Origin of the sequence: Micromonospora sp. NPDC047074 (assembly GCF_040643815.1) — a bacterium.
In the GTDB taxonomy this organism is placed as follows: Bacteria; Actinomycetota; Actinomycetes; order Mycobacteriales; family Micromonosporaceae; genus Micromonospora.
In genome coordinates this window covers 157,063-177,838 of record NZ_JBEYVB010000003.1, presented here as the reverse complement: position 1 = coordinate 177,838, position 20,776 = coordinate 157,063, and the positions used below count along the sequence as shown (strand labels likewise).

Below are 20,776 nucleotides of genomic sequence, written 5' to 3'. Positions count from 1 at the left end.
ACGCGACACCCGGCCGCATCCAGCGGTGACCCCTACACCCGACTCACTGCCCGATTCGCCGCCGGCGTGAGCACCGCATGGCGGTACGTGCAGGAAGCGATAGCCCTGCTCGCGTCGGCCGCCGACGACCTGGCCACCGCCATGGACCGGATCCCCGGCCCTCGGCCTACCGATGCTGACCTGCAAGATCAGGTTGGAAAAGGCTCGCGCAGAAGGCTGCGCGATCGAACCGCTATCCCAACCCGAGTGATGTCGCACTGATGAGCGAGTTCAGCAGCGAACCGGAGCTGACTGACGCCGTGGCTCGTGCGCTGCTGGCCTTGCTGCAACGCTCCTCAGCCAATGCTCGTCAGGGACCGGTCGAGTCCACCGGCGCTTGATCACTTCATGCCGGTATGCCTGGATCCGTGTATCAGTGCGTCCGCCGGCCACCCAATCCCTGATGGTCGACGGACGCGTACAAGCGATTCGCGTTCTACGGCCGCGTCTCCATGGCGGCCAGCGGACGAGGCCGCACCGGCACCCGACCACGCAAGGTGCGCCACCACTACGTCCTTCGCGGACTCATGCTCTGCGGGCTGTGCGGCCGCAGGATGCAGAGCCACCAGGCGCACGAGACCGCCTACTACCGGTGCCGCTACCCCAACGAGTACGCCCTCGCCAACCACGTCCAACATCCCCGCAACGTCTACGTCGCGGAACGAGACATCATCCCCGCACTCGACAGCTGGCTCCTCAAGGCGTTCGCCCCGCACCGACTGACCGACACCATCCGCCGGCCCCACGCCGCCCAACCCCACACCGGACCCGACAACGTCGCGCCGGAAATCATCGCCGTGAACAAGATCATTTGCCGCGTGTGACGCCAAACTCGTTCAGTACCGCGCCATCGCAGACGCCGGAGGCGACCCCGCCAGCGTCGCCACCTGGATGGCCGACGTCAACGCCCAACGCGCCGCCGCGCTCGCCCAACGCGACAAAGCAGCAGCACAACAACGGGCTCCCGCCCGCCTCACCGAAGACGACATCCGGAGCCTCGTCGGCACCTTCGACGACATCCGCAACACCCTGCGGAACGCCCACAGCGGGGACAAGAGCACCCTGTACCGCGAGCTACGGCTCGCCCTCACCTACGACCCCGGGCAAAACAAAATCAGCGTCGAGGCCAAGCCTGACGCTGATTACTGTAGGGTAACTGTACGTGTCCGAGGGGGGACTTGAACCCCCACGCCCTATACGGGCACTAGCACCTCAAGCTAGCGCGTCTGCCATTCCGCCACCCGGACCTACTCGTTCAGCCTACCGTGTCGACCGGGTCGGGCCTGTCACCCACCGGCCGCCCCTGGTGGGCCGCACGGGGAGTTACTGTACACGCCCCGGATGGATCATGCACATCAGCTTCCGTCCGGCCGGAGTGCGCAGGTCGGAGTGGTGCCTGGAGCAGGGCGAACCGCAGCCAACCGGTGGACCTGGGTAGCGTCCGGCGGGTCTCACGCGGCAGCATGGCCACGTGTCCCATCCCTCTCCACTGGCCGCCGTTCAGCACCGGGCCCTCGCCCTGCGTGCCGCGGGCGATCTCCACTCCGCCCGTCGACTGCTCGCCGACGCCGTCGGCGCCGCCCGACCGCCGTACGGCAAGGATCACCCGGATGTGCTGAGCACCGCACACCTGCTGGCTCGCCTGCACCGGGAGGCGGATGACCCGGGCTCGGCCCGCCGGGTGCTCGAGGAGGCGTACGCCGCCGGCGAGCGCCTCTGGCCGCCCGCCGATCCGCTGATGCTGGCGCTTTCCTTCGAGTTGGCCGCCGTGGCGGACGAGTTGGGCAACCGGCACGAGGCGCGCCGCAACTACACCCGCGTCGCCAGCCTGGGGCCCGCCGTGCTCGGTGCCGACCACCCGGCGGTACGCACGGCGCGGCAGTATCTCGGCGACGCCGCGCCCGTTCCGCAGCCCGCTCCACCGGTCGTGCCGTCACAGGTGTCGGCGCTCTCCGAGCCGACGATGTCGCTGGCGGTTCTCTCCACCTCCTGGCGGCCGCACGAGCCGGCGGCGGTCGCGCGCCCACCGGTGCCGCCGGTCGCGCAGCCGACGCCACCGCAGGTCACCAGCGGCCCGCCGGCCCCAGCGCCGCCCTCGTACCAGCCGCCGATCCCGCCGCCCCCGCCCGTTCCGGGGGCGCCCGTCCAGGGTCGGGCCGCGTCTGTTCCCCCGCCACCGCACGCCGCGCCGTCCCCGTACCCGCCGCACCCGGCCCCCCACGCACCGCAGGTGCCGCCCGCGCCGCAGCAGCCGTACCCGGCGCCACCGCAGCACGCCCAGGTCCCGCCTCCGCCGCAGGTTCCCGCCCCGCCGCACATGGGTTGGGCGCCGCCGGCCCCGCCGCACGCGCCGGCCCGGCCGCAGGCCGCCCCGCACCCGGCGCCGCCGGTCGCGCCGCACGTCGGTGGGTCCGGTCAGGTCGCCCCGTACGCCGTTCCACCGCAGCGGATCCCACCGGCGCCGCCCACCGTCCCGCCGCCCACGACGATCCCGCCGCCACCGAACGTGCCCGCGCCACCGGGGCCGGGCCGTGCCTCCGTCCCGGGCCGCGCCGCAGTGCCACCGGGGACGGGTCGGGCCGCGGTGCCGCCGCCCCCGGTCGTTCCGCCGCCCTCGCCTGCCACCCCCGCGCGGCCGGCGCAGGTGCCGCCGGTGCCCGTGCCGCCGCCCCCCAGCGTCCCGTCGCAGCGTCCCGGGCCGACGCCGCCGCAGTCGCCCTGGGCGCCGCCATCCGGGCCGACCACACCGTCCGCGACGCCGGGCACGTCGACGCCAGCGCCGCCGAGCCCGCCCGTCCCCGCCCCACCGGTACCGCCGCCACCGGTCGTCCCGACCACGAGGGCGACCGCACGGCCGGTGCCGCCGGTGCCAGGCCCGGTGTCCTCTCCGCCGGTACCGCATCCGGTGTCGTCTCCACCCGCCGTGGTGGCGCGGGCGACGCCGCCCGCCCCGCCGGTCCCCCGACATGCGGCCTCCCCTCCCGTCGTCGCGACGCCGGTACAGCCGACCACCGCGCCGACGCCCCCCACCGTTCCCGACCCGAACCCGGAGTCCGCCGCGCAGCCGCAGGTCGCGGCAGCTCGCCCCGGCCCCGCCGCTCCCCCGCGCCATCGGGCCGCCGACGAGACACCGGTGACCGCCCGGCCGACGGGAACGGCATCGCCCACCGCACCGGCGCCGCCCACCGCCGGGCCGGAACCGTCGACCGCCAAGCCTTCGGCGGCAGTGCCGGCGCCGGCCGAGACGGCGACCGAGTCACCGTCGACGGCCGAACCGCCCCCTGCGGCGTCGGCAGTCGGACCGGCCGCCGTGGCGGCTGCCGCGCCGCCGGCTCCCGAAGCGACCACACCTGCCGCCGAGCCAGCGCCGACCACCGCGCCGGCCGCCCAGGCTTCGGCGGTACGAGCGGCGGACACCCCGGCCCCGGCTCCCGCGGAGGTGCCGGATCCCCCGGCACCGGGGCCCGGCTGGGCCAAGCCGACCATCCAGGTCAAGCAGATCGAGCCGCTGCTCGCGGAGGAGATCGCCCGGGCCGGTGGCGTGCCCGCCGACCGGGATGGCGCGGAGAGTTCCGAGCGGTCGCCCGAGGAGCCGGACCGGATTCCACCGACGGCGCGACCGCAGGCCGCGCAGCCGGTCAGCGCACCGCCGGCACTCCCCGTCAGCGGGCCGCCGCGGGCCGTCAGTTCGGCACCGGTGTCCGGACAAGCCGCGATCCCGGCCCCGCCGGTGGTCCCGCGCCCGCCGGTGACCCCACCGCCGATCAGCGCGCCACCGGTCAGCGCACCGCCCGGTCACCCGCAGCAGTTCGCCGCGCCACCGCCGCGTCCGCAGCCGGTGAGCGCGCCGCCTCCGGTCGCGCAGCCGGTGAGCGGATCGCCCGTGCCGCCGTGGGGCATGACCGCGCCGCCGTGGAGCAGTACGGCTCCCCCGCAGGCGTTGACGGGCCCGACGGCCGACGACGGCAACGCCGACGACGACCACCTGGACGTCGACGAGGAGTTGGCGCGGGCGGAGCTGGAACGCGAGGAGGCGCTGGAGGAACCGGAGCGGCAGGAGGACGGTGACCAGCCGCCCGCGTACCTCGACATCGACGAGACGTTCCCGATGCGGGCGCAGCCGTACCGGGCCGGTTCCTCGCCGGGGGGCGCCACCCACCAGGCGCAGCCGGGTCCGGCGCCGTCCGTCGTGCCGCCACCGGTTCCGCCGCCGCTGGCGTACCCCGCGATGGCCGAGGAGGGCGGCCGGAGCCGGACGGCGGTGATCGTCGCGGTGGTCGTCGCGGTCCTGGCCGTCGCGGCGCTGGTCGGCGTGGGCGTCGTGGTGCTCAACCGGGACGCGGCGCCCCCGGCCGAACCCGCCGCGCCGGTCGCGACGACGGGGGCCGCCGCCGGTCCGCCACCGGGTGGCCTGACGCTGAAGGACGACTCGGCGACGATCACTCTGAGCTGGACGGACCCGGCCAGGGGCGGGGTGCCGTTCATGGTGGCCGGCGGCCGGACCGGGCAGTCGTTGGGCGTGATGGCCACGGTGGACCCGGGCCAGACCAGCTACCGGGTCAACGGGCTGAACTCGCGGGTGGACTACTGCTTCACGGTCCTGGCGGTCTACTCGACGGACTCGTTCGCCACGTCGGGTCAGGTGTGCACGGAGCGCAAGGGCGGCGCCTCGTCGAGCTGACCTGCCACGTCGCGGCGCACACGCTCGGTGTCCACAGGGGGACGGTGCGGGTTCCCCCGCCCCCGACCGGGCCATATGATGGCAGCCGGCTCAGGGGAGGGTCGCCCGTGGAGGGCGCGCCACCTGCCAGGGACGACACGGGAGGCAGCCGGTAGTGGCCACCATCGATGACGCCGCACACACCGCTGCCGGCACGCCGCGCTCCCGGCCCCGCCGGATGCGCGGTGGTCTGGTCACCATCGCGACGGTGGCCGCGCTGCTGGCCGCCATGGGGCTGACCCTCCACGGGCTCGGCGCGGCCGACAACGCGGTGGCCAGCTACGACGCGAGTTCCTGGCTGTGGAGCGCCGCGCGCAGCGAGATGGCCCGGGTCAACGGGGTCACCGCCCGGGTCGACACGCGGGTCGGGATCCCCGGCGCCCGCCGGCACCCGGTGCAGGTCGTCCAGACCGACCGGCTGCTGGTCCTGCGGGACCTGAACACCGGTCAGGTCAGCTCGCTGGACCTGGCCACCCTCCAGATCACCGCGACCACCCCGACCACGCCGGGGCTCGGGGTGAGCGTCGCGCTGCACGAGGACGCGGCGTTCGTCGTCGACGCCGTGCAGGGCATCGTCCGGCAGCTCGACCCACGGTCGCTGACCCCGGTCGGCGAGCCGGTGCGTTACCCGCCGGGCATCACCGGCGGGTCCTTCGACGGTGCGGGTCGCCTCTGGATCGCGGTGCCCGGCGAGGGCACCGTCTCGGCGATCACCGCCGCGGCGCTGCCCTCCACGACCGCGTCGCCGGCCCCGGCGGGCGCCGGCCTGAGTCCGAAGCGGGTCGAGACGTACGACGTGGCGGCGGCCAGTCACGAGCTGGTGGTCTCCACGCTGGACGACGGTGTCGCCGTACTCGACCGCACCGCCGGGGCGCTGGTCACCGTGCAGCGGGGCAAGGTCCGGACGACGCCGCTGACGATGACCGCGCCGGGTGCGCTGCCGGAACGGACGAGCGGGCCGGACGTGCCCGTGACGGTGCCGGGCGAGCGGCGGGTGCACGTGGTCGACGGTGGTGGCGCGGTGCGGGCGTTCACGGTGCCGGGCACGGGCGACAAGCTGAGCCCGGCCGTGGCGTGGGCCGGCCGGTACTACTGCGCCGACGAGGCGTCCGGCACGGTCTACGCGTTCGACTCGAACGGCCAGCTCGTCGACACGATCCGGGGGCGGGGCACCGGGCCGCTGGAGCTGGAGGTGCGGGAGAACCACCTCTTCATCAACGCCCCCGAGTCGGCGACGGCGCGGGTGGTGAACGACCGGCACCAGGTTCGCGAGGTCGACAAGTACGCCAACGACGTGCTCGGCGGCGACCCGCCGCCGGCTCCCCCGCCGCCGCCCCCGCCGAAGAAGCCGAAGGTGGGCAAGCCGGGTGCGCCGCGCAGCGTCACCGCCGCCGCCGGCAACGCGCAGGCCCGGGTGAGCTGGCGGCCGGCCCCGGCGAACGGGGCGGAGATCATCCGGTACGTGGTGCAGGGCGCCGGCCAGCGGGTGCAGGTGGGCGCCAACCAGCGGGCCGTGGAGATCAAGGGCCTGACCAACGGTGAGACGTACCGCTTCTCGGTGCACGCGGTCAACGCGAAGGGCGACGGGCCGGCGCGGACCAGCAACCCGGTGACGCCGACGGCCGCGGTGCCGGATCCGCCGGCCGGCGTCACCGCCAAGGAGCGGCCCGACGGCACGGTGCTGGTGAGGTGGCCGGCCGCCAACGGGCAGGGCAACAGGATCGCGAAGTACGTGGTCACGGCCACCTCGGCGGGCAGCAACGCCCCGGCCGGCGAGTCCCGCAGGACGGAGCTGGTGGTGCCGGCGGGTGAGCTGGAGTACGGCACGCAGTACGCGTTCACGGTGGTGGCGGTCAACGACAAGGGTGCCGGTTCGGCGGCCTCGCCGGTGAGCAACACGGTGGTGCCGTACGCGCCGCCGGAGCGCCCGGCCGACCTGCGGGCGCCCACGGTGGCCGACCGGCCGGGCACCGTCGCGGTGCAGTGGTCGCCGGCCGAGGCGAACGGCCGGCCGGTGACGAAGTACGTCGTGGAGGTGGGTGGGCGCACCCGCGAGGTGACGGACACCCAGGTCACGGTGGACGGGTTGGGCGACGGCCAAAACGTCACCGTGAAGGTGAAGGCGGTCAACGAGGCCGGCCCCGGCCCGGAGGCCACCACCACGGCGCGCACGGTGGCCCAGCCGCGCGTCACAGTGACCGGCTCGTCGGCGGCGGCCACGTCGGCGACGGTGACGTTCACCGTGGACGCCGGCGGCGGGCAGGTGTCGTGCACGCTGAGCACGCCCGGTGAGCCGGCGAAGGCCGGCAACTGTTCCAGCATCACGATGACGGGCCTGACGCCGGGCACGGCGTACACGTTCACGGTTACCGCGAGCAACGCCGCCGGCAAGGGCACCGTCAGCCGCGCCCAGAGCACCGACCCCCTGTACGGGATCGCGACCTGCCGCAACGGCTCGTCCGGCGAGGAGGCCCGCTACTGCAGCCGGGAGATCCCGGGCGAGCGCAACGGCAACGAGATCTTCGAGATCACCCGGCAGGACGACGACCGGCAGGCCGGTTGGGTAGCGAACGGCACCCGGCTCAAGGCGTACTGCAAGAAGCAGGGCGAAGAGGTCTACGCCTACATCTACAACAACGAGAAGCGCAGCACCTGGTGGGTGCAGGTCGAGTACAAGGGGAAGAACTACATCCCCTGGGCCTGGCTCAACCTGGAGGGCGGCGACGACATCAAGGTCCTGCCCACCTGCTGACCCACCCAGGCGAGGAGCACCACCGCGTGAACACCCAGGAACCGCTCACCCAGCAGGAGGTGCAGGGCTTCGCCGCCCTCGCCGCCCGGCTGGCCGAGAACGTCAACGCGGTGGTGTTGGGCAAGCCGCAGGTGGTCCGGCTGGCGTTGACCGCGCTCTTCGCCCAGGGGCACGTGCTGCTGGAGGACGTGCCCGGGGTCGGCAAGACCACGCTGGCCCGGGCCGTCGCCGCGACGGTGCAGGGGCAGTGGCGGCGCATCCAGTTCACTCCCGACCTGCTGCCGTCGGACGTGTCCGGGGTGACGATCTTCAACCAGGCCACCCGGGGTTTCGAGTTCCATCCGGGGCCGGTGTTCGCCAACATCGTGATCGCCGACGAGATCAACCGGGCGTCGCCGAAGACCCAGTCGGCGCTGCTGGAGGTGATGGAGGAGCGCACCGTCACGGTCGACGGGGTCCGGCACCCGGTGCCGCAGCCGTTCCTGGTGGTGGCCACGCAGAACCCGGTGGAGATGGACGGCACCTACCGGCTGCCCGAGGCCCAGCTCGACCGGTTCCTGGTGAAGCTCTCCGTGGGCTATCCCGACGAGGCGGTGGAGGTGGAGGTGCTGCGCGGGGCGACGGTCCGCTCGCCGGAGGCGCTCACCGCGGTCACCGACACGGCCACCGTCGGGGAGATGGTCCGGATGGCCCGCCGGGTGCACATCGCCGAGCCGCTCTACGCGTACGCGGTGCGGCTGGCCGCGGCCACGCGTACCCACCCGCAGGTGCGGGTCGGTGTCAGTCCCCGGGGTGTGATCGCGCTGACCCGGGCGGCGTGCGCGTACGCGCTGATCGACGGGCGGGGCTGGATCATGCCGGAGGACCTGAAGACCCTGACCGAGCCGGTCTTCGCGCACCGGCTGCTGCTCACCCCCGACGCGCAGGTGCGCGGGGTGACCGCCGCCGAGGTGCTGCGCCAGGCGGTCGCCTCGGTGCCGGTGCCGTTGCCCTCGGGCCAGCCGGCCCCGGCCCAGGGCTGACCGGCGACGCAGGTGTCCGCGCTCACCGCCCGAGGTGTCGGGCTGCTCGTCGCCGCCGTCGTGCTGGTCGGCACCGGTTTCCGCTTCGCGTACCCCGAGTTGACGCTGCTCGGCGCGGCGGCCGGGATCGCGGTCGGCTACGCCGTGCTGACGGCGGCCCGGCGGCCCCGGCTGGCGGTGACCCGCAGCGCGGACCCGGACCGGGTGGCGCGGGGTGAGCCGGCGGTGATGACGCTGACGGTGCGTAACGCGGGGCGGCTGCGGGCGGCGAGCCTGGTGGCCGAGGACCGGTGCGGGGACCGGGCCGTTCCGGTGCCGCTGCTGCGGCTGCGGCCGGGCCGGGACACGACGGTCAGCTACGACGTGCCGACGGCCCGCCGGGGGGTGGTGCCGGTGGGGCCGCTGCGGGTGACCCGGCGCGACCCGCTGGGCCTGGTGGCGCTGGCCCGACCGTACGGCGACACGGTGCCGGTCTGGGTGCATCCGCGCGTGCATCCGCTGAACGCGGTGCCGACGGGCGCGGGGCGCAGCCTGGACGGCCGGGTGGACCGGGTGCCGCACGGGTCGATCACGTTCGACTCGCTGCGGGAGTACGTGGTCGGTGACGAGCTGCGCCGGGTGCACTGGCGGACCAGCGCCCGGGTGGGTGAGCTGATGGTGCGGGAGAACGTGGACACCAGCCTGCCCCGGATCGTGGTGCTGCTGGACAACCGGGCGGCCGCCCATCCGGAGCGCGTCGCGGGGGTGGCCGAGTCGTTCGAGTCGGCGTGCGAGGCTGCCGCCTCGGTGCTGGTCGCCGCGTACCGCGCGGATCTGCCGGTGGTGTTGCTGCTGGTCGCCCCGGAGCCGGACGGTCCGGGTGCGGCGGGTGACGGGATGGCGCACGCCGGTGGGCCGCTGGACCGGCTGGCGGCGGTGCGGCTCGTCGACGACGACGTGCTCGACGCCGCGACGGCCCGGCTGCGGCGGGAGCGGCTCGGCGACACGCTGGTCTTCCTCACGGGTGCGGGGGGCCGGGGTGGCCTGGGTGTGGTGGGCGCGCTGCGCGCCGCGTACGCCTCGGTGGTGGTGGGGGTCTTCGGGGCGGCGGAGTCGACGCCTGCGGGCGCGGCCGGTCTGGTGGTGATCGACGCCGTGGACGGTGCCGCGTTCGCCGCGGAGTGGGACGGGGTGCGCAGGTGGTGAGTGTGCGGGCCCTGCTGCGGGGGCTGCGGGCGGCTCCGGTGCCGCTGGCGCTGGTCGCGATGATCGGCCTGGCCGGCGCGGTGCTCGGCCGGGTCTACGCCGGCCCGCTGCTGGCCCGGTTGGTGCTCGGGGCTGCCCTCGGTGCGGTGCTGGTCAGCGTGGCGGCCCGCCGGTTGCCGTCGTGGCTGGTCGCGCCGTTGTCCGTGGTCGCGATGGCCGGCTGGACGGCCTGGTCGTTGCGGCTGACGGCGGCGCGGGCCGACCTGCCGGGCGGGCTGGCCGAGGTGACCGCGGACGCCGCCACGAACGGGATCCCCCGGCTGCTGACGGCGATGATCCCGGTGGAGCCGACCCCGGACACGGTGCTGGTGCCGGTGGTCGCCGCGTGGCTGGCCGGTCTCGCCGCGGCGGAGGTGGCGCTGCGGGCGGGCCGGGTGCTGCTCGGTTACCTGCCGCCGGTGCTGCTCTACGCCGCCGCGCTCTACGTGGTCGGCCCGAACGCCGATCCGGCGATCGGGTCGACGTTGGCCTTCGTGGCCGTGGCGGTGCTGGGCCTGGCGGTGCCGGCGGCCGGCCCGGCGACGGCCGGCGACGACCCGGCGGCCGGGCTGGCGCCGGCGGTCCGCGCCGCCGTCCGGGCCCGGCTCGCCGCCGCGTCCGCCGCCGGGCTGGCGGTGGTGGTCGCGCTGGCCGCCCTGCTCGGTCCGCTGCTCGCCGGCCAGGTCGACGGGCGGCCGGTGGACCCCCGGCGGTACGTCGAGCCGCCGCAGGTGGAGACGCTGGACTCAAGCCCGCTCATCCGCATCTCCGGCTGGGCGTTGAACCCGGGCCAGCAGTTGCTCGACGTGCGTACCGACCCGTCGGGCACGGTCCCGTCGTCCGGGCCGCCCAGCCCCGCGCCGGAGCAGGAGGATGCGGCGGGGCCGGATGCCGGCGACCGTCCGGCGCCGATCCGGCTGGCCGTGCTCAGCGACTACGACGGGGTGACCTGGCGGGTCGGCGCCACGTACCGCAACGCGGGGCGGATCCTGCCGTCGACCGTGCCGGCTCCGGACAGCACCGTGCGGACGGTACGGCAGGAGATCACCGTCGCCGAGCTGAGCGGCCGGCTGCTGCCCGCCGTCGCCACGCCTCGGGAGGTGACCGGGGCCCGGGTGGCGTACGACCCGTCGACCGGGACGCTGATCCGGCCGGAGGGCCTGGCGCCGGGGCTGCGGTACACCGTGACGTCGGCGGTGGAGACGCCGGACTTCAACCTGCTCAGTACGGCGGACGTGCCGGCCGGCGAGGAGGTGGCCCGGGTGCTGCGGGTCGCCGACGGGGTGCCCGATCCGCTGCGCCGGCTCGCCGAGCAGCTCGCCGAGTCCAATGGTGCCCCGTACGCGCGGGCGCTCGCCGTGGAGCAGTTCCTGGCCGAGCACTACCGGCTGGTGGCGGACGCGCCGAGCGGGCACGCGTACCCGAATCTGAACTTCTTCCTCTTCGGGCCGCGCAACGCCGGTGGCCAGCGGGGCACCTCGGAGCAGTTCGCGGCGGCGTTCGCCGTGCTGGGCCGGTTGACCGGGCTGCCGACCCGGGTGGTGGTCGGCTTCCGGACCGGCGGCGACGGTCCGGTCCGGGCCGGCGACGCGTACGCCTGGCCGGAGGTGCTCTTCACGGGGCTCGGCTGGGTGCCGTTCGACCCGTTGCCCCGGCCGGACGAGGAGCCGCGCCCGGTGGAGGAGGATTTCCGTCCCACGCCGGAGGATCCGCCCCCGTCGGAGGTGCCGGAGCCGACGGTCGAGCCGACGGAGCCGCCCGCGCCGGTGGCCGCGCCGGGCGGCCGGGCCGGCACCGGCGGGCCGTCGACGGCGTTGCTGGCCGGCGGTGGGGCAGGCGGCACGCTGCTGCTGGTCGTGGCCGCGCTGGTCGCCCTGCTGGTGCTGCGCCGGGCGCGGAGCCGGGCGTGGCTGGAGCGGGGTGACCCCGGCCAGCGCATCGCCGGCGCCTGGCGGGTGGTCACCGACGCGTTGCGGCTGGCCGGCCGGCCGGTCGGTGGAGACCTCGCCGCCACGGAGGTCGCCGCCCACGCCCGCCGGGCCGTCGCCGACGCCAGGGCCGGGATGTCCGGTGCCAAAGCCGGGGTGTCCGGTGCCGGGACCGGGGTGTCCGGTGCCGGGACCGGGGTGTCCGGTGCCGGGACCGGGATGTCCGGCCCGCCGCCGGACCCGGTGCCCGCCGGCCCCGTCTCTGCGGGGGCGGTGCTGCCGGGCGCGGGGGATCTCGACGCGCGGTTGGTGGAGTTGGCCGGCCTGCTCAACCAGGTGGCCTTCGCCCCGGGCACGGCCACCGAGGAGCAGGCGGCCCGGGCCGTCACGACCGCCGGCGACTACGCCGCCGCGCTGCGCGCCGCCCGCCCCTGGTGGCGCCGCGTCCTGTGGTCCGTCCACCCCGGCCCGCTGCGCTGGCCCCGCTGAGCCCCGGCTGACGGGCCGGGCCGTCAACCGGACTGCGAGTGGGATTTTGCACTCACAGTGCACTTGTCTCGGGTTCCGGGGCTGCTTAGCGTCGGCTCATGCCTGATTCCTGGACGTTCGCCGTGGCCCGAGACGACCTGGGCCGGACCACGCTCACCGAAGGCACGACGCCGGCCCTGACCGACGGCGAGGCGCTGCTGCGGGTCGACCGCGTCGGCCTCACCGCCAACAACATCACGTACGCGGTGCTCGGCGACTCGATGCGGTACTGGCAGTTCTTCCCGCCCGGCCCGCGAGGGCTCGGGCCACAGTGGGGGCTCCCGCCGCTGTGGGGCTTCGCCGAGGTGGTCGAGTCGACGGTCGCGGGGGTCCCGGCGGGGCAGCGGGTCTACGGCTACCTGCCGCCGGCGGGTCACCTGGTGGTGCGGCCCGACCGGGTGGACGCCGCCGGCTTCCGCGACGCGAGCGGGCACCGCGCCGACCTGCCCTCGCCGTACAACGGATACCGGTCGACCACCGGCGACCCGGCGTACCGGGAGGACCAGGAGGACCTGCTGGTCCTGTTCCGGCCGCTGTTCTTCACCTCGTTCATGCTGGCCGACCGGGTCGTCGATCACGACTTCCACGGCGCGGCGGCCCTGGTGCTGTCGTCGGCGTCCAGCAAGACCGCGTACGCCGCCGCGTTCGAGCTGCACGGGCGCGGCCCGCGCCTGGTCGGGCTCACCTCCCCCGGCAACCTCGCGTTCACGCGGTCACTCGGCTGCTACGACGACGTCCTCACCTACGACGACATCGACGCCCTCGACGCCGTACCGACCGTCTATCTCGACCTGTCCGGGGCGCCATCGACCCGGGCCGCCCTGCGGGCGCGCCTCGGCGACCTGCTCGTGCGGGACGTCGCGGTCGGCCTCACCACCCAGATTCCGAACGCCGACGCCGCCGGGGAGGTCTTCTTCGCCCCGGTGCAGATCCGCAAGCGCCGCCAGGACTGGGGCCGCGACGGGCTCGACCGGCGGTTCGCCGAGGCCTGGCAGCGGTTCGCCGGGGTCGTGGGCGATTGGCTCGACGTCCGGGTCGACGCCGGCCCCGACGCCCTGCGCCGCGCCTGGTCGGAGACGCTCGCCGGCCGGACGCCGCCACGCGTGGGTCAGATCGTCCGCCTGTGAGCGGATCCCCGCGCGGGGCTACGGGCAGACACGCCACTCGCCGCCCTCCTTGACCAGCGGGATGCTCCAGGTGACCTCCGCACCCGTCTCCTGGACGATCCGGACGGTGACGACCCCACGGACCTGGCCGTTGTGGTTGGACACGTTCGTACCACTGAACGTGTAGCTCGTGATCTTCGCCTGCGCGGACTGGACCCGGGTGAACTCCTCCGGGGTGGTGACGTCGCGCGTGCTCGCACACAGCCGCCCGTAGGCGGCCTGGTAGTTGCCGGCCCGCACGTCGTCCAGGTACGCCGACGTGGCGTCGCGGGCCGGCTCAGCCGCGCTGTCGTAGGTGCGGTAGAGCCAGAAGCCGCCACCGACGCCGCCCGCACAGCACACCGCCAACACCACGGCGACGACGATCAGGATCGTGCGGGTCGTCCGGCCGGACTTCGGGGCGGGCGCGGGCATCGGCTGGTAGGTCATGGCTGCGATGCTAGGCAGGCCATCCCAGTTGGGCTGCCGCTGAGAGACGAAGCCCACCTGCAACGCAACGTCATCGGGTCAGGCCGACCTGCGTCGCCAGGTGCGCGACACCGGCCGGTGCCGGACCGTTTCGCGTCACCTCGGCGATCACGGATCCGTCACCGGCAGACCAACGAACACGAGCCGAACTCGATTCGCCTACTGCCGTTGCAGTACCAGGCCACAACGGACCGCTGTCAGGCCCCGATGCCGGGTGAACACGGCAGCTCGACGGCGTCCTCGCCCCGACCCGTCACCGACCGCCGGGTGCCCGCCCCAGAGCCCGCGCCGCATTGTCGGTGGCCACCTGCCGGGCGTAGTCAGCACCACGGTGTGCCACCGTGGCGGACGGAGCGTCTGTGCCCATCGGGAACGGCCAGTCGCTGCCGAGCACCAGCCGATCCGCGCCGAAGACCGACACCGCCAGGTCGACCACCTGAGGGTCGTGGGCCAGATTGTCGACGTAGAGGGCGCGCACCGCCTCGGCCGGGGTGGGCGACAGCACCGGTACGCCCGGTCGAGTGGTGGTGTGACCGCGCTCCCAGCGCCCGACCACCGCCGGCACGCAACCGCCACAGTGCACCAGCACGAACCGGATCCCCGGGTGCCCGCCGAGCACGCCGCCGAAGACGAGCTGGGCCACTGCCACCGTCGTCTCGACCGGGTTGCCCAGCAGGTTGGCCAGGTAGTAGGGCTCCAGGCGGGGGTCCGCGGAGTGCGCGGGGTGCAGTTGCACGGTGCGCCGGTCCGCGTCGAGGCGCTGCCACAGGGGGTGCAGCGGCGGGCCGTCGAGCGGCCCGGCGTCTCCACCGGCGGCGCCCACCACCCCGGCCCAGCGGTCGTCTGCGGCGATCCGGTCGTACTCGGCGAGGGCCACTTCGGGATGTTCGATCGGCAGGTACGCCAGCGGGGTGAGCCGGGGCCGGTCGGCGACCACCGCGAGCAGGCCGTCGTTGACCGAACGGACCCACGCCGCCGCCTCCGGCCCAGACAGCCGCTGACGGTAGAAGGGCGGCGGCACGCTGACGATCGCCTCGTCCAACTCCGCCTGGTCCAGGTATTTCTCGAGCCGGTCCGGGTGGTACAGGTCGGGCGGGCCGACCCGGTTGCCGCCGAGAACGGCGACGCCGTCGTCGTCGACCGCGACCCCTGGCAGGTCGGCCGGGCGCAGGTCGGGGGCGAGGTGGGCGTGCATGTCGATGCCAGGCAACGAGGTTTCCTAACGGTTGGCCCGACCGGCGGTCACGACGAGACGCGCCGACGGTACGGGACGGTGGCGGGCGTGGCCGCCCACGGTGGACGGTCCGTCGGGGCGGAGGTGCCCCGACGGTTGGAGGGCGGTGCCACCGGCTGACGCGGTGACGCCGACGGTCAGCTTCCGATCGGCGCGTGTCCTGTGGCCCGGGCGGCAGGCACCGCGGCGGCGTCGGTGTTCATCTTGCCGATCACCCGGTCGGCCGCGTGCTGGATGTGGACCTGCACGGCGGCCACCGCCGCCGCCACGTCCCCCGCCACGCACGCGTCGAGGATGGCCCGGTGCTCGCGGAGCCGTTCCTCGTTCTGCCCCGTCGGGGTGACCGTCGCGAACCGGTACCGCTCGCTGTTCTCCCAGACCGGTTCCAGGCCGCGCAGCAGCCAACGCGATCCGGCCGCCCGGTAGATGGTGAAGTGGAACTCGGTGTGTGCCCTGCGGGCAGCCGTGGCGTCGCCGCGCGCGGACGCGGCGACGTGCTCGTCGAGTGCCGCCTCGGCCCGCCGGGCGTCCTGGGCGGTGAACCGGGTCGCCGCCCGCTCGATCAGTGCCGTTTCCATGGCGATCCGGGTCTCATGGGTGTCGACCGCATCCTCGACGGTCAGCGGCATGACCCAGGCACCCTTGTGCTGAACCACCTCGACCAGGCCGAGCGCGGCCAACCGCCGGATCGACTCGCGGACCGGGCTCATGCTCATGCCGAGCAGGTCGGCCATCTCGTTGAGGCGCAGCGGGGTGCCGGCCGGCAGCCGACCGGTGAGGATCGCCTCGTGCAGGACCGCGGTCGCCGAGTCGGCGAGGGTGCGGTGCTGTCCGTCGGCTCCACCGGCACCGGCCCGGCCGTCGTCGTTGGCGTCGCTCAGGACGGGTCGACGATGGGTTGTTGCCACGGTTTGCCTCCGGATAGAGCCGCTGGTGGGATGCCGTGCTCGTCCCGTTCTCGCGGGGCATGACCCATGTTTCATGGGGTGGTCGGGTGTTCCCACAAACGCATCAGGGCCTGGAAATGGTACCAATTTCGTCGCTGTGGAATGGTGCGGGTCGGCGCCACGCTGCGCCGCCCCGCACCCGTCGTGGGTCAGTGCAGCTTCGTCAGCCGCACCCGGTTGCGCAGCTCACCGAGCGCTTCGACCCTGGTCACCACCAAGTCCCCGTCGTTGAGGAACACCTGTGGGTCACGGGCGTTCCCGATGCCGCTCGGCGTGCCGGTGAGCACCACGTCGCCGGCCCGCAGCGTCATTCCCCAACTCAGTTCCGCGATGATGCGGGCGAATGGGAAGGCCATCTGCGCGGTCGAAGCGTCCTGGAGCAGTACGCCGTTGACCTCGCACTGGATGCGCAGGTTCGCCGGGTCAGGCACCTCGTCCACGGTGGTCAGCCACGGCCCGAGCGGCATGGTGGCGTCGATGCTCTTGCCCTTGAGCCACTGGCCGCCGTGCGCGCGTTGCAGGTCGCGCTGCGACACGTCGTTGGCCACGCAGAACGCCGCCACGTACGACAGCGCGTCCGCCTCGCTCACCGAACGGCAGTCCGCACCGATGACCAGCGCCACCTCCGCCTCGTAGTCCCACTTGGCGGAGATCTCCGGGTCGTACGCAATGTCGTCGTACGGGCCGACGACCGTGTCCGGGCCCTTGGTGAAGAAGGTCGGGTGCTTCGGCCGTTCCGCGGGGTCCTGCCCTTCCCGCTTGCCGCGCGACTCCTCGAAGTGGTCCCAGTAGTTCCAACCGGTGCAGAGGATGTCCCGGTTGAACCGGCGCAGCGGCGCGTCGAGCCGGACCTCGGCCAACGGCACCGGGGCGACCTGCCGCGCGGCAGCGCGGACGCTCTCCAACGCGTCCGCGCCACCACGAATCGCCTCGTCGAGGTCGCCCATCTCGGCGGGGAGCACGGCGACGGTGTCGCCGTCCAGCACCCCGATTCGCCGGCCGGCCTCGGTACGAACGCTGGCGAGCTTCATCAGGCGTCCTGCTCGTCGTCGATCACGCCGATCGCGTTGATCTCGATCAGGTAGTCCTTGTTCACGAACTTGGAGACCTCCACCATCGTCGAGGCCGGCGGCTCACCGGTGAAGTACTGCCGGCGCACCTCGTGGATGGCTTTGAAGTCCTCCATGTTGCGGACGTAGACGTCCACCCGAACGATGTCCTCCAGCGTCCCGCCGGCAGCCGTCATCGCGGCGCGCAGGTTCTGGCAGACCTGGTGCGTCTGGGCGGTCACGTCACCGACACCGGTGACTCCGCCCTCACGGTTGCGGGCGGTCATGCCGGACACGAACACCATCCGGCCCCGCGCCCTGATCTGGATGGCCTGGGCGAAGTGACCGTTCGGGGCGGCCAGCTCGGGGGAAACAATCTGCTGCTTGGGCATCGTCATCTTCTTTTCTTCGAGGTGGAGCTAGCGGGCGTCCGCCGGGTCGGTGTACCAGTCCGGCTGGGTCGGGTAGTGCGGCCCGTCGTAGATCTCCAGCAGGACGCTCTCTTCTTCGGCGAGCGTGGGCCCGTGCAGGCTGCCCTTCGGGTTCCAGTAGAAGGAGCCCGGGGTGAGGGTGAGGCCGGTGGGCACGTAGGTGTAGCGGCCGCTGAGGCAGAACATGAACTGGTTGGACGCGTGGGAGTGGCGCAGCGGGATGCCGGCGCCCTTGCGGAACCGGATCAGCGAGATGGACGCCTCGGTCTCCTCGTTGCGCCACAGCGCCTTGTGGGAGAGGCCGGCCAGCGTCTTGTCCGCCCAGTCCAGCTCGTCGGTCTGGAGCAGGATCTCGCGGAAGCGGGCCAGCACCAGGCCGTCCGGGCCGGGCACCAGTTCCTCCCTCGACCGGTCGGCCGCCTCGCCGCCGTAGTTCGACGGCTCGGAGAGGTTGTTGGCCCACTCCTGCGGGTCGACGCCGGCCGGCACCGGCGGGGTCGGTACGAGCGGCAGGTCGCTCACTGCTCGCCCTGACCGGACACGAGGTTCTCCCCCAGGCACTTCAGCTCGACGAGCCGGCTGCGGTACCGGGTGGTGCCGTTGTTGGTGAGCATGTGGATCTCTCCCGGCTCGCGGTAGACCACCCCGCCGATGTCCTCGTGCACCAGGCGAGGGTCGCCGCCGGCGAGCGCGTCAATCCGGTTGTCGGCGGCTTCCAGCGCGATCACCATGTACGGGTTGAGGTGGTGGTGCCAGGGCTGCTGCTCGCCGGGCGCCAGGCTGATCTCCCAGACCCGCACCTGGTCGTTCTCGAAGACCACCTGCTGGCCGACGGCACCGAGCTCGACCTGGGTTCCGTCCGGGCCGGTCGCGTGACCGTAGTTACTCATTGTCATCCCTTTCGCAGACGAGCGTGTTGTCGGTCCGGGTCACGGGCGGTGGGCAGCCGGTGACCCGGGCGTAGAGCTGGGCGGCCGTGTCGATGCCGGAGACGGGGTCGAACGGGACGATCGCCCCCACGTGCCCGTCGGGGCGGACCAGCACCAGTGTGTCGTTGTCGACCCCGAAGCGGCGCCGCACCCGGTCTCCCGGGTCGAACAGCGCCCGGTCCCGCAGCCCGGAGTCGTGCGGCGCGTCCCACCGGCTCACCACGTAGTGCCGTAGCGCGGGCGACTCCTGCGGCGGCAGTGCCGGACCCCGGCGCGGGTCGGTGAAGTAGAGCGCCACGAAGGCGTCGGCAGCCAGGTCGTGCAGGTGCACCGTGCCGGACTGGCCGACCAGCGGCAGGTCGGGGCTGCGCGCCCCGGCCAGCACCGGCAGCGGCTCGTCACCGGCGGCGACCATCGACCAGTCGCCTGTGCCGCCCACATCGAGACGTACGCCGAGCATGGCGCGGGTGAAAGCGTTGCCCCAGTTGCCGGCGGTCATCACCCCCGGGTCGTCCGCGCGCCGGGCCATGTAGGCCCGCGCCGCCGCGGCCATCGCCGCGGAGCCCTTGGTGGCGACCGGTTCCTGCTCGACCTGGTAACCGTCGAGCAGGCTCGGCTCGGCCCAGCCGCGCAGCACCCAGGCCATCCGCCAGGGCAGGTTGGAGGCGTCCAGGACACCGGTGTTCAGGCCCAGCGCCCACATCGGGGTGATCAGGTGTGCGGCGTCGCCGAGCAGGAAGACCCGCCCGTCCTGCCACCGGTCGGCCACCCGCTGGTGCACGTTGTAGATGTTGGTGCCGACGATCTCCAGGCTCTTGGTGTCCCCGATGAACCGGCGCGCCTTGTCGGCCAGTTCCTCCCGGCCCGGCTCGGCCTGCCCGGCCGGCAGCGGATAGAGGAAACGCCAGCAGTGCGGCTGGCGGACCAGGATCATCCACTCCTGGGGGTCACCGAAGTACGCCAGGTACGGGTAGTCGCGCGGGTTCTCCACGTCCAGGTCGACCTTCAGGTCGACCAGCATGTAGCGCTCCTGGTACGTCTCGCCCTCGACCCGCGCGCCGATCTGGTCCCGGACGACGGACCGGCCGCCGTCGCAGCCCAGCAGGTACCGCACCGGAACCGTCCGCTCCCCCTCGGCCGTGTGCAGCCGCACGTCCACCCGGTCCGGGTGCTGGACGAAGTCGAGCATCCGGTGTCCCATGTGCAGCGCGCCGGGGGCGGTGGCTTCGAGCCGCTGCCGCAGGATCGGCTCCAGCTCGTGCTGCGGGATGTTGATGACGAACGGGAAGCGGGTGTCCTCGGTGAGGTCCCCGGTCCGGACACTGAGGGTCTGGGTGTTCGTGGCCCGGTCCAGTTCGCCGATCTCGTCGATGCGCAGCGACCCGGCCAGCACGTCGTCCAGGGCGCCGTACCGGTGCAGCACCTCCAGGGTGCGGGTGAGGACGGTGCCGGCCTTGGTGTCGAGCGACAGCCGCTCGTCCTCCTCGAAGATGACCACCGGCACGCCGTAGTGTGCCAGGCCCAGCGCGGTGACCAGGCCGACGGGCCCGGCGCCCACGATGCCCACCGGCAACTGCTCGGTCGTGCTGCTCATTGTGCTTCGCTCCTCGGGTATGCCCGGTCACGGGTGAGGGTGGATCCGGTCATGGTCGCGGCGGGCGAGAGCAGGAACATCAGCGGACCGACCACGTCGGCCGGCGCGCCGATGCCGGTGGCCCGCGCCCAGTGCTCCCGTTCGCCACCGGTCGGGTTGGCCTGCTGGAACTGCGGGGTGTCCACCACCCCGGGGAAGACGGTGTTCACCCGGATCCGGTGCTCGGCGACCTCGGCGGCGAGCGATTTGGCGAAGGCGATCAACGCCCCCTTGCTCGCCGCGTAGGCCGACGCCTGGGCTCGGCCGGCGGTGGCCAGGCCCGAGGCGAAGACCAGGATCGCGCCCGAGCGGCGGGCGATCATGCCCGGCAGGACGGCCTGCGCGGACCAGACCACCCCGTCGAGGTTGACCGCCAGCGTGCGGCGCCACTGCTCGGGGTCCATGTCGACCACGTCGCACCGCGGCTGCACCGCCGCCCCGGCCACCAGGGCGTCGATCCGTCCGTGCTCGGCGAGCACCCGGGCGACGGCAGCGTGCACCGCGTCCCGGTCGGACACGTCCACCCGGTACTCCTGCACCCTGGGGTGCGGCTGGCCCGATGTCACGTCGAACACGACGGCCGTGCCCCCGGCGTCCGCGTACGCCTGGGCGAGGGCGGCGCCGATCCCGTTGGCGCCGCCGGTGACCACGAGCACCTCGCCGGTGGCGTCGAAACTGGCCTGCATGACTTCCTTCCTCCTTCGTC

General features: G+C 73.8%; 17 protein-coding genes, 1 tRNA gene and 1 pseudogene. 9 read left to right on the top strand and 10 right to left on the bottom strand.

Annotation, left to right across the window (positions count from 1 at the left end; all coding sequences use genetic code 11):
• Positions 1-21: 21 nt before the first annotated feature.
• From ABZ809_RS07580 to ABZ809_RS07570, 3 genes and pseudogenes are all read left to right on the top strand, one after another.
• Positions 22-153: pseudogene (locus ABZ809_RS07580) on the top strand (IS5/IS1182 family transposase); the annotation flags it as partial.
• A gap of 440 nt (positions 154-593) precedes the next feature.
• Positions 594-863, top strand: coding sequence for a hypothetical protein (locus tag ABZ809_RS07575; protein WP_357561631.1), 270 nt, complete (start codon positions 594-596; stop codon positions 861-863).
• Between the two features lie 67 nt (positions 864-930).
• A complete protein-coding gene (locus ABZ809_RS07570) occupies positions 931-1,221 on the top strand; it encodes a hypothetical protein (protein WP_357561630.1) in 291 nt (96 codons plus the stop codon).
• Here the strand turns inward: ABZ809_RS07570 and ABZ809_RS07565 are convergent.
• Positions 1,203-1,286 (bottom strand) — tRNA-Leu (locus ABZ809_RS07565). The genes ABZ809_RS07570 and ABZ809_RS07565 overlap by 19 nt on opposite strands.
• Positions 1,287-1,510: 224 nt before the next feature.
• Here ABZ809_RS07565 and ABZ809_RS07560 point away from each other — a divergent pair.
• From ABZ809_RS07560 to ABZ809_RS07535, 6 genes are all read left to right on the top strand, one after another.
• Positions 1,511-4,720, top strand: a complete 3,210-nt coding sequence (locus ABZ809_RS07560) for a tetratricopeptide repeat protein (RefSeq protein WP_357561629.1) — start codon at positions 1,511-1,513, stop codon at positions 4,718-4,720.
• Positions 4,721-4,937: 217 nt separating this feature from the next.
• A complete protein-coding gene (locus ABZ809_RS07555; RefSeq protein WP_357561821.1) occupies positions 4,938-7,511 on the top strand; it encodes a fibronectin type III domain-containing protein in 2,574 nt (857 codons plus the stop codon).
• A gap of 26 nt (positions 7,512-7,537) precedes the next feature.
• Positions 7,538-8,533 carry a MoxR family ATPase gene (locus ABZ809_RS07550; protein WP_357561628.1) on the top strand — a complete coding sequence of 332 codons (996 nt, stop codon included), beginning with the start codon at positions 7,538-7,540 and terminating at the stop codon, positions 8,531-8,533.
• Between the two features lie 12 nt (positions 8,534-8,545).
• Complete coding sequence (locus ABZ809_RS07545; RefSeq protein ID WP_357561627.1) at positions 8,546-9,718, top strand: DUF58 domain-containing protein; 1,173 nt, start codon at positions 8,546-8,548, stop codon at positions 9,716-9,718.
• On the top strand, positions 9,712-12,174 hold the full coding sequence (locus ABZ809_RS07540) for a transglutaminaseTgpA domain-containing protein (protein ID WP_357561626.1): 2,463 nt from the start codon (positions 9,712-9,714) through the stop codon (positions 12,172-12,174). Before ABZ809_RS07545 ends, ABZ809_RS07540 begins: the two co-directional genes overlap by 7 nt.
• A 98-nt stretch (positions 12,175-12,272) precedes the next feature.
• The gene (locus tag ABZ809_RS07535; RefSeq protein WP_357561625.1) at positions 12,273-13,340 is read left to right on the top strand and encodes a DUF2855 family protein; all 1,068 of its coding nucleotides are present in this window, start codon (positions 12,273-12,275) and stop codon (positions 13,338-13,340) included.
• Between the two features lie 18 nt (positions 13,341-13,358).
• On the opposite strand, the gene ABZ809_RS07530 is transcribed toward ABZ809_RS07535, so the two are convergent.
• From ABZ809_RS07530 to ABZ809_RS07490, 9 genes are all read right to left on the bottom strand, one after another.
• Positions 13,359-13,808: a DUF4878 domain-containing protein gene (locus ABZ809_RS07530; RefSeq protein ID WP_357561624.1), complete on the bottom strand. Its 450-nt coding sequence runs from the start codon at positions 13,806-13,808 to the stop codon at positions 13,359-13,361.
• Between the two features lie 292 nt (positions 13,809-14,100).
• On the bottom strand, positions 14,101-15,057 hold the full coding sequence (locus ABZ809_RS07525) for an amidohydrolase family protein (protein WP_357561623.1): 957 nt from the start codon (positions 15,055-15,057) through the stop codon (positions 14,101-14,103).
• 161 nt (positions 15,058-15,218) lie between these two features.
• Positions 15,219-15,989: a GntR family transcriptional regulator gene (locus ABZ809_RS07520; protein ID WP_357561622.1), complete on the bottom strand. Its 771-nt coding sequence runs from the start codon at positions 15,987-15,989 to the stop codon at positions 15,219-15,221.
• 188 nt (positions 15,990-16,177) lie between these two features.
• A complete protein-coding gene (locus ABZ809_RS07515) occupies positions 16,178-17,059 on the bottom strand; it encodes a fumarylacetoacetate hydrolase family protein (protein ID WP_357561621.1) in 882 nt (293 codons plus the stop codon).
• Complete coding sequence (locus ABZ809_RS07510) at positions 17,059-17,469, bottom strand: RidA family protein (RefSeq protein WP_357561620.1); 411 nt, start codon at positions 17,467-17,469, stop codon at positions 17,059-17,061. The genes ABZ809_RS07515 and ABZ809_RS07510 overlap by 1 nt, the downstream gene beginning before the upstream one ends.
• Before the next feature lie 27 nt (positions 17,470-17,496).
• Positions 17,497-18,030 (bottom strand): hypothetical protein, encoded by a 534-nt coding sequence (locus ABZ809_RS07505; protein ID WP_357085911.1) that lies wholly within the window; start codon positions 18,028-18,030, stop codon positions 17,497-17,499.
• Entirely contained in the window at positions 18,027-18,398 is a 372-nt protein-coding gene (locus ABZ809_RS07500) for a cupin (protein WP_357561619.1), read from the bottom strand. The genes ABZ809_RS07505 and ABZ809_RS07500 overlap by 4 nt, the downstream gene beginning before the upstream one ends.
• Positions 18,391-20,031, bottom strand: coding sequence for an FAD-dependent monooxygenase (locus ABZ809_RS07495; protein ID WP_357561618.1), 1,641 nt, complete (start codon positions 20,029-20,031; stop codon positions 18,391-18,393). Before ABZ809_RS07495 ends, ABZ809_RS07500 begins: the two co-directional genes overlap by 8 nt.
• The gene (locus ABZ809_RS07490) at positions 20,028-20,756 is read right to left on the bottom strand and encodes an SDR family oxidoreductase (RefSeq protein ID WP_357561617.1); all 729 of its coding nucleotides are present in this window, start codon (positions 20,754-20,756) and stop codon (positions 20,028-20,030) included. Before ABZ809_RS07490 ends, ABZ809_RS07495 begins: the two co-directional genes overlap by 4 nt.
• Positions 20,757-20,776 lie beyond the last annotated feature (20 nt).

Excerpts from the sequence above, each read along its gene's own strand:
- ABZ809_RS07575 (WP_357561631.1), top strand. The coding sequence starts at position 594 with ATGCAGAGCCACCAGGCGCACGAGACCGCCTACTACCGGTGCCGCTAC.
- ABZ809_RS07570 (WP_357561630.1), top strand. The coding sequence starts at position 931 with ATGGCCGACGTCAACGCCCAACGCGCCGCCGCGCTCGCCCAACGCGAC.
- ABZ809_RS07555 (WP_357561821.1), top strand. The coding sequence starts at position 4,938 with ATGCGCGGTGGTCTGGTCACCATCGCGACGGTGGCCGCGCTGCTGGCC.
- ABZ809_RS07535 (WP_357561625.1), top strand. The coding sequence starts at position 12,273 with ATGCCTGATTCCTGGACGTTCGCCGTGGCCCGAGACGACCTGGGCCGG.
- ABZ809_RS07530 (WP_357561624.1), bottom strand. The coding sequence starts at position 13,808 with ATGACCTACCAGCCGATGCCCGCGCCCGCCCCGAAGTCCGGCCGGACG.
- ABZ809_RS07515 (WP_357561621.1), bottom strand. The coding sequence starts at position 17,059 with ATGAAGCTCGCCAGCGTTCGTACCGAGGCCGGCCGGCGAATCGGGGTG.
- ABZ809_RS07510 (WP_357561620.1), bottom strand. The coding sequence starts at position 17,469 with ATGCCCAAGCAGCAGATTGTTTCCCCCGAGCTGGCCGCCCCGAACGGT.
- ABZ809_RS07500 (WP_357561619.1), bottom strand. The coding sequence starts at position 18,398 with ATGAGTAACTACGGTCACGCGACCGGCCCGGACGGAACCCAGGTCGAG.
- ABZ809_RS07495 (WP_357561618.1), bottom strand. The coding sequence starts at position 20,031 with ATGAGCAGCACGACCGAGCAGTTGCCGGTGGGCATCGTGGGCGCCGGG.
- ABZ809_RS07490 (WP_357561617.1), bottom strand. The coding sequence starts at position 20,756 with ATGCAGGCCAGTTTCGACGCCACCGGCGAGGTGCTCGTGGTCACCGGC.